This window comes from Hymenobacter persicinus, from assembly GCF_004167665.1.
Taxonomy (GTDB): domain Bacteria; phylum Bacteroidota; class Bacteroidia; order Cytophagales; family Hymenobacteraceae; genus Hymenobacter; species Hymenobacter persicinus.
On sequence record NZ_SEWE01000035.1, the window covers coordinates 17,785 to 29,743 of the forward strand.

Here is an 11,959-nt window from a genome sequence, read left to right on the forward strand (position 1 = left end):
GCGGTTATTGCAGTACTTCGGGCCCCCAAAGCTCCCGCCACTTTTTTCTTTCGCCCCGCTATGTCCGCTGCCGTATTCAATGTTGAGGTACTTGTCATCGGGGCCGGGCAGGCAGGGCTGGCGGCCGCCTACTACCTGCAGCAGCACGGCACCGACTTCGTGGTTCTGGATGAGCGCGCCGCCGTGGGTGACGTCTGGGCCGGGCGCTTCGACGCGCTGACGCTGTTTTCGCCGGCCTGGGCCAGCGGACTGCCGGGTCGGGCCTGGGCGGGCGCCGCGGGGCGCTACCCCACCAAGGACGAGGCGGCCGAGTACCTGCGCTCCTACGCCGCCCATTTTCGATTCCCCATTCACCACCAGCAGCGCGTGGTGCGCGTGGCGCCGCGGCCCGCGGGTGGCTACGAAGTGGCAACGGCGGCGGGGCGGCACTACCAGGCCCGGGCCGTTATTGTGTGCACCGGGGCCTACGACGCGCCCCGCCAGCCGGCTTTTGCCGACCAGCTCGCGCCAGCCGTTACCCAGCTGCACAGCCAGGACTACCAACGGCCCGAACAACTGCCGGGCCGCGGGGCGGTGGCCGTGGTGGGCAGCGGCAACTCCGCCCTGCAGATTGCCGCCGACCTGGCCGCCACCGGCCGGCCCGTGTACGCCGCCTACGACGAGCAGACCCCAGCTTTACCCAACAACCAGGCTATGTGGCTTTTGCTGACGGCCACCGGTCTGCCGCGCATTTCCCGCCATACCGCCCTGGGCCGCCGCCTGCAGCAGCGCCCCGACCCGGTCGTGAGCAGCGACCTGCGCCGGCTGCGCCGCTTTGCTAACGTGACGTTTATTGGCCGGGCGCTGGGCGTGGAGGCCGACGGCACCCGGCTGCGCGGGCAGCAGGCCGACACGCCCGCGCTGGAAGGTGTAGTCTGGGCCACTGGCTTCGGTCCGGGCTTCGACTGGCTGCAGGTACCGGTGCTGGACGCCCAGGGGGAGCCCCGGCACCACCGCGGCCTTAGCGTGGCGCCCGGCCTGGCCTTTCTGGGGCTGCCGTGGCTGAACAGCCGCAGCTCGGCCCTGATGGGCGGCGTGGGGCGTGATGCCCGCTACGTAGTGGAGCACCTACTGAAAACAACATAATTATGCTGAAACCCATCCGTAGTTTTTCCGGTTGATAAGCATGTAGTCAGTGACCTAGTCTACTTCGCAATCCGCAGAGTTTGCTGCATTGATTTTCTTTTGTCTCTAATTCCTTCGTCATGTCTTTCCTCATCTTCCTGGGCTTTACCGTGGCTACTGCCCTGCTTGTGCTGAACACGTTCGACAACGCCAAAAAAGCCCTGCAGCCCGCACCCGTTCGGGTCCGCAACAACCGCTAACGGCCCACAACGCCAAAAAAAGAGACGCCCCAGCTTGGGGCGTCTCTTTTTTTAACTCATGCCCCCGTCCCGAAATGCAAAAAGCAGCCCGGAGGCTGCTTTTTCAGGCTCAAAAGCTCTCAGCTTAGTGAATCACGAGTTTGCGCATCTCGCTGGCGTTTTCACCTTCCAGCTTCACGTAGTACAGACCGCTGGCGAACTTGGTTAAGTCCAACGTCTTGGGGCCGTTCAGCTCCGTTATGGTTTCGCGGTAGATGACCGTGCCGATAACGTTGAGAATGCGCAGTTCCAGCCGGCGGCTTTCGAAGCCGTTGATGGCAATGTGCACGATGCCGTTGCTGGGATTAGGGTACACCAGAAACGACTTTTCATCGGCGGGGCGACCCGTGGCGCGGGGCGCGGCCACCTGCGCGGAAGCCGCCGAAAGCGTGGTTGATATTGCCCCCAGACAGCAGAAGGCGAGTAAAAGAAAAAGGCGTAGGCGTTTCATCATAGCGTACTGTAGCGTGAGGTAGTGCGCGGGTCGAATAAGTTGCTTAACGGCAGGCACTCAATTAGGTTTGCAAAGATAATAGGTAATATTAAGCAGAGTTATAAAATATAACTAGTCCCTTTTAAATACGCTATTTACTCCCTTGTACTCACTCGTTTACCACCCTGAATAAGTTGGACGTTCTCATTATCGGCGGGGGATTAGGCGGGCTCACGGCGGCCCTGGATCTGCGCCAGCGCGGCTATTCCGTGGCGCTGGTAGAACGTAAGCGCTACCCCTTCCACAAAGTGTGCGGCGAATACGTCTCGAACGAGGTGCTGCCCTACCTGCGCCGGCTCGGCGCCGACCCGGCCGCGCTGGCCCCGGCGGCCATTTCCCGGTTTCAACTCAGCTCCCCGACCGGCCGCGTCCTGCACGCCCCCCTGGACTTGGGCGGCTTCGGCGTAAGCCGCTACTCGCTCGACTACTTTCTCTACCAGCAGGCCAGCGCCCGGGGCGTGCAGTTTGAGCAGCAGGCCACCGTGACGGACGTTGCCTTCGATGCTGCGGCCGACCAGCACCACGTGACGCTGGCCGACGGCCGCACCCTGACGGCCCGCACGGTGCTGGGCGCCTACGGCAAGCGCGCCAACCTCGACCGGCAGCTCCAGCGCGACTTTTTCCAGCGCCGCTCCCCTTACCTGGGCGTCAAGTACCACCTGCGCCTCGACTTTCCGCGCGACCTGATTGCGCTCCACAATTTTGCCGACGGCTACGCGGGTATTTCGGCCATCGAAGACGGTAAGTACTGCTTTTGCTACCTCACCACCCGGCAAAACCTCAAAACCCACGGCTCGATTCCGGCCCTGGAAGCGCAGGTGCTGGCCCGCAATCCGCACCTGCGCCGCATCCTGCACGAGGCCGAATTCCTGTATTCTCAGCCCGAGGTCATCAACGAAATTTCCTTTGCCCCCAAGAGCTGCGTGGAAAACCACGTGCTCATGTGCGGCGACGCGGCCGGGCTAATTACCCCACTCTGCGGCAACGGTATGGCCATGGCCATGCACGGGGCCGAAATTGCCAGCCGCCACTTGCACGACTTTCTGCAGAGCCACACCACCCGCCCCGCGCTGGAAGCGGCGTACCGCCGGGAGTGGCAGCACGCGTTTGGGGCGCGCCTGCGGGTGGGTCGAGCCGTGCAGGGGCTGTTTGGGCGCCCTATTCTGAGCGAAGCCGCCGTGGGCAGCCTGCGCCTGGCCCCGCCCCTGGTGCGCGGCCTGATGCGCCTCACCCACGGCCAAGCGTTTTAACCCTGATTTTGTACGGCAACTCAGCAAGCCGGAGCGCCCGCAATTGCGTATACTGCGGGCAATGACCAGCTACCTCTGTGCCATCGGCACTGCTACTCCCCCCCACCGTATCGCCCAGCCTCAGATTGCCAGCTTCATGGCCGAGGCGCTGCAATTCGACGAAGCCAACACCCGCAAGCTCCGGGCTCTGTACCGCGTCACCGGCATCGGGCACCGCCACTCGGTGCTGCCCGACTACGGCCGCGCCAACGGGGACTACACGTTTTTTCCCAATACGCCTGGGCTGGAGCCGTTTCCCAGCGTGGGGCAGCGCATGGGCGTGTATCGCCAACAGGCCCTGCCTTTGTCGGTGGCGGCGGCCCAGGACTGCCTGCGGCAGGTGCCCGAAGTGGCCCTGTCCACCATCACCCACCTGGTCACGGTCAGTTGCACGGGCATGTACGCCCCCGGCCTCGACATTGAGCTGGTGCAGGCCCTGGGCCTCTCGCCGAACATCCGCCGCACCTGCGTCAACTTCATGGGCTGCTACGCGGCTTTCAACGCCCTGAAGCTGGCCGAGGCCTTTTGCCAGGCCGACGCCCAGGCCCGGGTGCTAATTGTGTGCACCGAGCTGTGCACGATTCACTTCCAGAAAAATCCCGAAGACGACCACCTGGTTTCCAACGCCTTATTCGGCGACGGCTCGGCGGCAGCGCTGGTGCAGGCCGCGCCCGCCCAGCAGGGCCCGAGCCTGGCCCTGACGGCTTTCCACTGCGCCCTCGAGCCCGACGGCCACGCCGACATGGCCTGGCACATCAACGACTTCGGCTTCGAAATGACGCTTTCCTCCTACGTGCCCCGCATGATTCAGAAGGGTATCCGCAAGCTCACCGAGGACTTGTTGCAGAAGCTGCCGGTAAAGCTGCGCGACATTCACTCGTTTGCCATTCACCCCGGGGGCCGCAAGATTCTGGAAACCATCGAGCAGGAGCTGGGCATGAGTACCGACGACAACCGCTTTGCCTACCGGGTGCTGCGCGACTACGGCAACATGTCGTCGGCCACGGTGCTGTTTGTGCTGCGCGAACTGCTGGGTTCGCTCACGGCTGCCGACGCGGGGGCGCCGGTGCTGAGCTTTGCCTTCGGGCCGGGCCTGACGCTGGAAGCCATGCTCTTACAAGTGCAGTATGCCTGATTTCTCCGTCCGGGCCCGGGAAGAGGAGCTGATGGACGACCTGACGCTGGCCTCCGACGAGCTGCGCCGCAACCTCGACGAGCTCGAAACCATCAACACCTGGCTGGGCGGCTACCAGGTGGTGCTCAACGCCCTGGCGCGCCTGCGCTCCGGCTTCCCGGCGGGCCGCCCCCTGCGCCTGGCCGACCTGGGCAGCGGGGGCGGCGACACGCTGCGCCACATTGCCCGCTGGGCCCGCCACCGCCGCCTCCCCGTGGAGCTGGTGGGCATCGATGCCAACGCCTTCATGCTCCGCTACGCCGCCGACAAGGCCCGCTCGTTTCCCGAAATCAGCTTCCGGCAGCTCGACATTTTCTCCCCCGAATTCCGCCAGCAGCCCTTCGACATCGTTACCTGCAGCCTGTTCTGCCACCATTTCCCGACTGATGACTTGGTGAGTCTGCTGGGCCAGCTGCGGGAGCAGGCCCAGGTGGGCGTCGTCATCAACGATTTGCACCGGCATCCGCTGGCCTACTACAGCATCAAGTGGCTCACCCGCCTGTTTCGCGGTTCCTACCTCGTGCAACACGATGCGCCGCTGTCGGTGGCCCGGGCGTTTACCCGCCGCGACTGGGTTGAAATCCTGGCCCGGACCGGCATCGAGAACTACGAGCTGCGCTGGCAGTGGGCCTTCCGCTGGCAGGTTATCTTCTAGCGGGGGGCTAGAAATAAATGTTCTGGGCCAGCCGGAACGTGTTGGCGTGGGCTTCCACAATGTCAACCAGCCGCTCGGAGTAGCCCCCGCCCATGCACACGACCACCGGCACGGCGTGGCGGTGGCAGAGGCGCAGCACGAACTCGTCGCGCTGCCGGCAGCCTTCGCGCGTGAGCCCCAGGTGCCCGAGCTTGTCGGTAGCCAGCACATCGACGCCGGCCAGGTAAAAGATGAAGTCGGGCTGCACCTGCTCCAGCAGCGGCGGCAGCGTCGCGCCCAGCAGCCCCAGGTACGTCGCGTCGTCGGTGCCGTCGGCCAGGGGCAGGTCCAGGTCCGACTCTTCCTTGCGCAGCGGATAGTTGCGGGCCCCGTGCATGCTGAAGGTGAACACCCGGGGCTCGTCGCGGAAAATACTGGCCGTGCCGTTGCCCTGGTGCACGTCGAGGTCCACGATGAGAATGCGCCGCACGGTCGGCTCCTGGGCCAGCAGGTAATGGGCTGCCACAGCCTGGTCGTTGAGCAGACAAAACCCCTCACCCCGGTCGGCAAAGGCGTGGTGGGTGCCGCCGGCCACGTTGAGCGCAATGCCGTGCCGCAATGCCCGGCGGGCACCCTCCACCGTGCCGTCCAGTATCGTCACTTCCCGCTCGATAAGCTGGGCCGACCACGGAAAGCCCGTGGCCCGCTCCTCGGCCCGGGTGAGCTGCCCACTCACCAGCCGCGCGTAGTAGTCGGGGCGGTGGGTGCGCAGGATATCGGCAGCGGGCAGCGGGGTGGGTTGAAACAGGTTGGCTTCGCTGATGGTGCCTTCGCGCAGCAGCTGCTCGGGCAGCAGCTCGTACTTGAGCATTGGAAAGCGGTGGCCGGCGGGCAGCGGGTGGGCGTAGAGCGGGGCCCAGGCAATGGAAAGCATAGGCTACCTGTACGGCGTAAACGCAACAGCAGCTGCCTCCGGGCGGGGGCAGCTGCTGCTGATTTTGGGGTTGATGTGGGACATACTGGGCTCGAACCAGTGACCCCTACCTTGTCGAGGTAGTGCTCTGAACCAACTGAGCTAATATCCCATCAAGTCCTTCTGGCGACGGCCGGAAGGCGCCAAAGGTACGAGCCAGGCCGAAATATCCGACTCGCGGCCGTAAGTTTTTTTCTGCTGGTTCGGCTCCGCGCGCAACTTTCTGCCCGGGGCAAAGTATAGCGCCTTACCAATGCATGCTTCCGCTCTCGCTCCCGCGGACTTATTCCCGACTAAAAAAACCGCTTGCACTCATGAAAAAACTCACCCTACTCCTAGCGCTGGCGCTGGCTAGCGTCTCTGCTTTTGCTCAGGAAATTGATAAAATCGGTGCCCGCTCTTCCTCCGACTATGCCGGCGGCTCCGGCGGCACGAGTTCCCGCAACACCGGCTTCGGTGTGAAGGGCGGCTTCAACTTGGCCGACGTGTACGGCGACAACAAGAAGAACTACACCGATGGCTCGAACTACAAGTCGTTCCACGCCGGGGTGTATGGCCAGTACGGCTTCAACTCGCACCTCTCCATCCAGCCCGAGCTGCTTTACAGCCGGCAGGGCTTCAAGGGTGGCTCCACCTACAACAACGGCACTTCCACGACCACCGTCAATGAGCGCCGCCTCGACTACGTGCAGCTGCCCGTACTGCTGGTCTACAACATCGTTGACAACGTGAGCATTCACGCTGGTCCGCAGGTGTCGTTGCTCACCAAGGTGGTGGAAGACGGCAAGGAGCGTAAGATTGCCAACGAGGGCAACGTGTACGGCTACAGCTACAACAGCCTCGACTACGGCCTCGCCGTGGGTGCCGAAGCCCGGGTAGGTCCGGCCCGCGTGGGGGCTCGCTACACGGCCGGCTTCGCCGACGTTATCAACAACCAAGTGGCCGTAACGGGCAACAAGGCCATCGACGACATCAAGAACAGCGTGTTCCAGGTCTACCTCGGTCTGGGCTTTGCCCGTTAGTCTGTCTTACTGACCCTATGCAACTAAAAAAAGGAAGCCCGCCGGCTTCCTTTTTTTGTGCCCCGGTTTTTTGCCAATCTTCGCGTTATGCCTTCCGCCCTGCTGCCTGCCGCTGCATCTGCCCTACTGCCCGCCCTCAACCCCGCCCGGGAGCTGCTGGCCGAACGGGGCATGGCCGTGCTCGGCACTTGGGCGCTGCTCAACCTCGTGGTGAGCGGCTACTGGCTGCCCCGCACCGACAACCGCACCTCCGCCCACTACTTCCACCAGATGAACGTGGGCTGGAACTTCGTGAATGCCGTGTTGGCCGTGGTGGGCATGCTACGGGCCCAGCCCAACCGGGTGGCGAGCCTGACGCTGGCCGCCAGCCTGAGCGCCCAGTTTGACTTCGAAAAAATTCTGGTGCTCAACGCCGGCCTCGACGTGGCCTACCTCGGCGTGGGCAGCTGGCTGCGGGCCCGGGCCGCCAGCGCCGACCAACGGCCGGAGCGCCTGCTCGGCTTTGGCCAGTCCTTATGGCTGCAGGGCGGCTTTCTGCTGCTCTTCGACGCGAGCTTTTACTTTGTCTACCACCGTTACGCCGCCCAGCTGCTGGCCCTGCTGCCCTAAAATATTTCCCACAAAAAAGCTCCCCACCGGCAACGCAGGCCAGCGGGGAGCTTTTTTGTGGATTGTTGGGCGTTATGCCGAAACCGTCGTTTTAAGCAGGGCTTCCTTGATCTTGTCGTTGAAGTTGGGAATGTCCTGGGGGTTGCGGCTGGTGATGATGTTGCCATCCACGACGACGGTTTGGTCGGTCCAGTGGGCGCCGGCGTTTTTGAGGTCGGTTTGCAGGCTGGGCCAGCTGGTAATGTTCTTGCCGCGCACCACGTCGGCCTCAATCAGGGTCCAGGGGCCGTGGCAGATGGCGGCCACGGGCTTGCCGGAGCGCGCAAAATCGCCGATAAAGTTGACGGCGGCCTTTTCGGTGCGTAGTACGTCGGGGTTCATCTGCCCGCCGGGCAGCACCAGCGCGTCGTAATCGGCTACTTTCACCTGGTCAATGGTTTTGTCAACGCTGACCTTATCGCCCCAGTCTTTCTCGTCCCAGCCCTTGATGGAGCCGCTTTTCAGGGAAATAACGTGGGTTTCGGCGCCTTCGTCTTCCAGAAATTTCTTGGGTTTTTCGAGTTCCGACTGCTCAAAGCCGTCGGTGGCCAGGATAGCTACTTTTTTGCCTTTCAGGCTGTCTTTGCTGAAGATGCTCATGGGTTTTGGGGTTGGCGAGTAAATAGATCGGGAAAGTAAAAAGCCAGCTTCCCGGCAGGAAACTGGCTTTTTACTAACGCAGAAACGCAACTACGGTTGGTACATTATTCCTCCTTTCGGTCGCGCTTGAGCTGTTTGCGCAGCTGCTTCACCCGCTCGTCGAAGCCGTCGGGGTCGTAGTTCACGTCGTGCACATCGAGCTGGTCGAGCAGGTCCATCAGCGCATCGGAGTGGTCGGTGCGGGTGGCGCTGGCCACGCGCACAAAGGCCATTTCCGACCAGAGCACGGCCTTCAGCCGGCTGCCGTCCTCGCTCAGCATCTGCATTTCGACCACCAGGTTGGAGTTGTCGAAATGAATAAGCTGGGTTTTGATGCGCACGATTTCGCCGTGGTTGGCGGGGCGCAGGTAAGCCAAATGGTGCTTGGTAATCACCCAGCCGGCCCCTTCCACCCTCGCCATTTCGCCCAGGTTGAGGGCGTAGTGCAGGGTGGTGTGTTCCTCACGGGCATTTAGAAAATAGTCGAGGTAGCGGGCGTTGTTGAGGTGGCCCAGCATGTCGCAGTCCTGAAAATGGATGCGGTGGGTGGTTTCGGGCGTGCGCAGTAGGGTTGGGGCGGCCATGGGCGAAAGAGCAAAGTAGATCTGGGCCGCAAAGTACGGGAATCGGCGCGGCTGACCCGCCCGGGCAGCACTCCATCAGGCAGCGCAGGGGCCCGCCGGTGGTCGTTAGTTGGCCCCGCCGCAGCTACGACGCACTTTTTCGAGGCGGCGCACTACGTCTTTCACCGTGGCCTCGTTGGTGGTATACAGCGGCAGGTCGAAACTGGTATTGCTGCCCTTTTTGCTCTTTTTGATGGTAATCTGGTAATGCTTTCGGCCGTCGTCGTCGGTGTCGGGCGCGTAGGTCAGGGAGGTTACGTCGGCCCACTCGAAGGCCATTTTCATCTCAAATACCCCGTTGTCCATCTTCACGGCCCAGCCCGAGGTGCCGTTGCCGAAGCTCACGGCCAAAGGCTTGCTCATCTGCACGTCGGCGTCCCGGTCGCGGATAACCTGCTCGGCATGGCAGCCGCGCAGGGTGAGGTACACGTCCTGCTTGGGCTTGCTGGGGTTGCGCATCAGCTGGGCGAGCTGCTTGGCCAGGGCCTGGTTTTCGGCCGCGCTGACCTGGGCACGGGCGTTGCCGGCCCCGAACAGCCCGGCAGCCAAAACGAGTAAAAAGCGGATTTTCATGGCGTAAAGGGGGCTTAGCGAAGCTTAATTCACAGATTTACCAGCATACTTCCGGCCGAAGACCACCTTCTCATCCGGGGCCCGGCTTGGGCACACCCGACCAGATGCGGTGGGCGCCGCCGGGGTTGCCTGGGCATAGCCCGCGCGCCTCTTGAGACGGCCCAGCGCCCACCAAACCGCCAAACCCCGTACTTTTTTGTTGTCAGACTACTCCAGACAATTCAAGCTCAACAGTTTGCGCCGCCGCCCCGGGTTCATTGCCGTGGCCCAGACGGCTGGGTTTTCTACCAACCGCTCCGGCCTGCGGGCCCGGGCAGCTAAGCTTTCAAGCCGTGTCGTATCCGCCCGCCTTTTCCCGCCGCAGAAGTCCGCTTGGCCGGGTGGTGGCGGTCCTCGTCGTGTGCGTTTTCAGCTTCTTCGTCAATGCCGGCGCCCCCGAAGTCAGCCTGATGGAAGCGCGCAACTTCGTGGCCGCCCGCGAAATCGTGGCTGGCGGCTCCTGGCTGCTGCCCACCATGAACGGGGAACTGCGCCTAGCCAAGCCTCCGCTGCCGACCTGGGCCGTGGCCGCCCTGCAGCACCTGACCGGCCCCACCGAAAACCTGGCCCTGCTGCGCCTGCCCGCCGCACTGATGGCCACGCTGCTGGTTTTTTGCTGCTGGGGGCTGGCCCGGCAGCTTACCGCTAACCTGCCCGGGGAAGCAGCAGCCCCGGGCCGCACGGCCTGGCTGAGCGCCCTGGTGGTGGCCAGCAGCCTGCTGGTGGTCACCACCGGGCGCGAAGGGCAGTGGGACATCTTTGCCAACGGCTTTCTGGTTGGGGCCCTGGGGCTGCTGGTGCGGGGCTGGCGCGGAACCGGGCCGGGCTACGCCAGCTTTGCCGGGGCGGGGCTGCTGCTGGGCTTGTCGATACTGAGTAAGGGGCCCGTGGCGCTGTACGGCGTGCTGCTGCCGTTTGTGGGCAGCTACTTGGTGAGCCCGCCGCTTGGGGCCGGCATCCGGACGCACGGCCGGGGAGCCTTGCTGGCGGCGGCCGTGGCGCTGGCCGTGGGCGTGAGCTGGCCCCTCTACGTGTACTGGCACGTGCAGCCGATGGCCCTGGCCGTAGCCCAGACGGAGGTGACGGCGTGGCGGGAGCGGCACGTGCAACCGCCGTGGTACTACTGGAATTTCTTTGCTTTCAGCGGAGTGTGGGCGGCGGCGGCTTTGGCCGCGCTGGTCGTGCCTTACGCCCGGCCTCGTCTGCAAGCCTTCGTGCCCTACCGCTTTGTGCTGGGCTGGCTGGTGGTGGCGCTGCTGCTGTTGAGCTTCGTGCCCGAAAAAAAGGAACGCTATATGCTGCCGCTGCTGCCCCCGCTGGCTCTGCTGATTGCCGGCATGCTGCGCTCCTGGGAAACTAGTTTTGCCCGGCCACACCCTGCGCGCGCCGACCGGGCCTGGCTGCGCTTCTGGGCCGGGGTACTGACGCTGGTGTGCGCAGCGGTACCGGTAACTCTGGCAGTGGTCAGGTTGCCGGACCTGACGCCGGGTACGGTGCGCTTTGGGCTGGCACTATTACTAGGGGCGTTGCTGGCGGCAGTTGCCCTATGGGCCGGGTGGCAGCTGCGACCCCGCCCGCTGATGGCCACTTCCCTGGCCCTGATGTCGATGCTGCTGGGGCTGCTGCTGCCGGCCTACCCGCGCTGGGAAGCCCGCCGGGCCGAGGCCGGGCTGCATACGCTGCGGGCCGCCCGGCTCCGGCCCGCGCTCCGGCAGCTGCCGTGGTACAGCCTAGAGGAAATGCCCGTGAAGCAGGTGTGGGCCGCCGGCCGGTCCGTGCCCCTGTGGAAACCAGCCACCGATTCGCTACCGCTGCAGCAGCTGCCGGTGGCCGTTTTTTCCTCCGCACGCACGCTAGCCCAACTGCCCGCGCGTTGGCGGCAGCACCTCCTAGTTGAAGCAGTGGACAGCTTTTACCTGGGCCGACAGCGCAAGGATGGGCGCTGGTTCATTTCCGTACTTCGCCCCCGCTGAGCTGCCGGGTGCAGCATGGCTGTGGCTTTACTTAACGGCGGCGCGCTTGGCCTGCATCTGGGCCTGCATGGCCCGCTTCTTGGTCTGGTACTGCTTGTACTGCTCGGCGCTGAGTACGGTGCGCAGGTCGCTTTCCGCCGACGTATTGATGCGGCGCAGCTCGGTGTTCAGCGCCACCTTGTCGGTGCCGAAGCGTTGGCGGGCGTCGTTGACCTGCTCCACGGTGCTGCGCAGAATGCTGCGGACCTTGGTTTGCTGGTCGGCGCTCAGGCCCAGCTCGTCGGTCATCACGTCGGCCAGGTCGCGGGCGGCGGCCTTGGGTACGGCGGCCGGCGCCGGGGCCACAGCTACCGATTTAGCCTCGGGAATATTCGCCTTGTTGCGCCGGGCACAGCTGAAAGTAAGCGTGCTGAACAAAGCCAGAAAAAGCAGCGGACGAGCAGAAAGCATGGGACGAAGGGGTGAGAGTGCGCCCT

At 64.0% G+C, this 11,959-nt stretch carries 13 protein-coding genes and 1 tRNA gene; 7 read left to right on the forward strand and 7 right to left on the reverse strand.

Annotated features, from left to right (window positions below):
* Window positions 1–60 precede the first annotated feature (60 nt).
* Complete coding sequence (locus EWM57_RS15275) at window positions 61–1,125, forward strand: flavin-containing monooxygenase (RefSeq protein WP_129922029.1); 1,065 nt, start codon at window positions 61–63, stop codon at window positions 1,123–1,125.
* A 363-nt stretch (window positions 1,126–1,488) separates the two neighbouring features.
* On the opposite strand, the gene EWM57_RS15280 is transcribed toward EWM57_RS15275, so the two are convergent.
* Window positions 1,489–1,857: a T9SS type A sorting domain-containing protein gene (locus EWM57_RS15280; protein ID WP_129922030.1), complete on the reverse strand. Its 369-nt coding sequence runs from the start codon at window positions 1,855–1,857 to the stop codon at window positions 1,489–1,491.
* Window positions 1,858–2,030: 173 nt separating this feature from the next.
* Here EWM57_RS15280 and EWM57_RS15285 point away from each other — a divergent pair, with 173 nt between their 5' ends.
* The 3 genes from EWM57_RS15285 to EWM57_RS15295 all read left to right on the forward strand — a co-directional run bounded on the left by EWM57_RS15285 (window position 2,031) and on the right by EWM57_RS15295 (window position 5,014).
* On the forward strand, window positions 2,031–3,146 hold the full coding sequence (locus EWM57_RS15285; protein ID WP_129922031.1) for an NAD(P)/FAD-dependent oxidoreductase: 1,116 nt from the start codon (window positions 2,031–2,033) through the stop codon (window positions 3,144–3,146).
* 61 nt (window positions 3,147–3,207) lie between these two features.
* Window positions 3,208–4,320 carry a type III polyketide synthase gene (locus tag EWM57_RS15290; protein ID WP_129922032.1) on the forward strand — a complete coding sequence of 371 codons (1,113 nt, stop codon included), beginning with the start codon at window positions 3,208–3,210 and terminating at the stop codon, window positions 4,318–4,320.
* Window positions 4,313–5,014 (forward strand): methyltransferase domain-containing protein, encoded by a 702-nt coding sequence (locus EWM57_RS15295; protein ID WP_242510091.1) that lies wholly within the window; start codon window positions 4,313–4,315, stop codon window positions 5,012–5,014. Before EWM57_RS15290 ends, EWM57_RS15295 begins: the two co-directional genes overlap by 8 nt.
* Window positions 5,015–5,021: 7 nt before the next feature.
* Here EWM57_RS15295 and EWM57_RS15300 read toward each other — a convergent pair whose 3' ends face one another.
* Window positions 5,022–5,927 (reverse strand): histone deacetylase family protein, encoded by a 906-nt coding sequence (locus EWM57_RS15300; RefSeq protein WP_129922033.1) that lies wholly within the window; start codon window positions 5,925–5,927, stop codon window positions 5,022–5,024.
* A 76-nt stretch (window positions 5,928–6,003) separates the two neighbouring features.
* Window positions 6,004–6,078, reverse strand: a tRNA-Val gene (locus EWM57_RS15305).
* Window positions 6,079–6,280: 202 nt separating this feature from the next.
* Here EWM57_RS15305 and EWM57_RS15310 point away from each other — a divergent pair.
* Together EWM57_RS15310 and EWM57_RS15315 are read left to right on the forward strand one after the other, a co-directional pair.
* Window positions 6,281–6,988, forward strand: coding sequence for a porin family protein (locus tag EWM57_RS15310; protein ID WP_165370537.1), 708 nt, complete (start codon window positions 6,281–6,283; stop codon window positions 6,986–6,988).
* Between the two features lie 87 nt (window positions 6,989–7,075).
* The gene (locus tag EWM57_RS15315; RefSeq protein WP_129922035.1) at window positions 7,076–7,597 is read left to right on the forward strand and encodes a DUF6992 family protein; all 522 of its coding nucleotides are present in this window, start codon (window positions 7,076–7,078) and stop codon (window positions 7,595–7,597) included.
* A 72-nt stretch (window positions 7,598–7,669) separates the two neighbouring features.
* On the opposite strand, the gene EWM57_RS15320 is transcribed toward EWM57_RS15315, so the two are convergent.
* From EWM57_RS15320 to EWM57_RS15330, 3 genes are all read right to left on the reverse strand, one after another.
* The gene (locus EWM57_RS15320; RefSeq protein WP_207218329.1) at window positions 7,670–8,236 is read right to left on the reverse strand and encodes a type 1 glutamine amidotransferase domain-containing protein; all 567 of its coding nucleotides are present in this window, start codon (window positions 8,234–8,236) and stop codon (window positions 7,670–7,672) included.
* A 104-nt stretch (window positions 8,237–8,340) separates the two neighbouring features.
* Window positions 8,341–8,859 carry an acyl-CoA thioesterase gene (locus tag EWM57_RS15325; RefSeq protein ID WP_129922036.1) on the reverse strand — a complete coding sequence of 173 codons (519 nt, stop codon included), beginning with the start codon at window positions 8,857–8,859 and terminating at the stop codon, window positions 8,341–8,343.
* Between the two features lie 105 nt (window positions 8,860–8,964).
* Window positions 8,965–9,471, reverse strand: coding sequence for a hypothetical protein (locus EWM57_RS15330; RefSeq protein ID WP_129922037.1), 507 nt, complete (start codon window positions 9,469–9,471; stop codon window positions 8,965–8,967).
* Window positions 9,472–9,803: 332 nt separating this feature from the next.
* Between EWM57_RS15330 and EWM57_RS15335 the strand changes: the two genes are divergently transcribed.
* The gene (locus tag EWM57_RS15335; RefSeq protein ID WP_129922038.1) at window positions 9,804–11,483 is read left to right on the forward strand and encodes an ArnT family glycosyltransferase; all 1,680 of its coding nucleotides are present in this window, start codon (window positions 9,804–9,806) and stop codon (window positions 11,481–11,483) included.
* A gap of 27 nt (window positions 11,484–11,510) precedes the next feature.
* On the opposite strand, the gene EWM57_RS15340 is transcribed toward EWM57_RS15335, so the two are convergent.
* Window positions 11,511–11,933, reverse strand: a complete 423-nt coding sequence (locus EWM57_RS15340; protein ID WP_129922039.1) for a hypothetical protein — start codon at window positions 11,931–11,933, stop codon at window positions 11,511–11,513.
* Window positions 11,934–11,959: the final 26 nt, after the last annotated feature.

What these genes read in the sequence shown, in the direction of transcription:
- EWM57_RS15280 (WP_129922030.1), bottom strand. Translation starts at nt 1,857, where the DNA reads ATGATGAAACGCCTACGCCTTTTTCTTTTACTCGCCTTCTGCTGTCTG.
- EWM57_RS15275 (WP_129922029.1), top strand. Translation starts at nt 61, where the DNA reads ATGTCCGCTGCCGTATTCAATGTTGAGGTACTTGTCATCGGGGCCGGG.
- EWM57_RS15310 (WP_165370537.1), top strand. Translation starts at nt 6,281, where the DNA reads ATGAAAAAACTCACCCTACTCCTAGCGCTGGCGCTGGCTAGCGTCTCT.
- EWM57_RS15295 (WP_242510091.1), top strand. Translation starts at nt 4,313, where the DNA reads ATGCCTGATTTCTCCGTCCGGGCCCGGGAAGAGGAGCTGATGGACGAC.
- EWM57_RS15315 (WP_129922035.1), top strand. Translation starts at nt 7,076, where the DNA reads ATGCCTTCCGCCCTGCTGCCTGCCGCTGCATCTGCCCTACTGCCCGCC.
- EWM57_RS15330 (WP_129922037.1), bottom strand. Translation starts at nt 9,471, where the DNA reads ATGAAAATCCGCTTTTTACTCGTTTTGGCTGCCGGGCTGTTCGGGGCC.
- EWM57_RS15320 (WP_207218329.1), bottom strand. Translation starts at nt 8,236, where the DNA reads ATGAGCATCTTCAGCAAAGACAGCCTGAAAGGCAAAAAAGTAGCTATC.
- EWM57_RS15300 (WP_129922033.1), bottom strand. Translation starts at nt 5,927, where the DNA reads ATGCTTTCCATTGCCTGGGCCCCGCTCTACGCCCACCCGCTGCCCGCC.
- EWM57_RS15340 (WP_129922039.1), bottom strand. Translation starts at nt 11,933, where the DNA reads ATGCTTTCTGCTCGTCCGCTGCTTTTTCTGGCTTTGTTCAGCACGCTT.
- EWM57_RS15290 (WP_129922032.1), top strand. Translation starts at nt 3,208, where the DNA reads ATGACCAGCTACCTCTGTGCCATCGGCACTGCTACTCCCCCCCACCGT.
- EWM57_RS15325 (WP_129922036.1), bottom strand. Translation starts at nt 8,859, where the DNA reads ATGGCCGCCCCAACCCTACTGCGCACGCCCGAAACCACCCACCGCATC.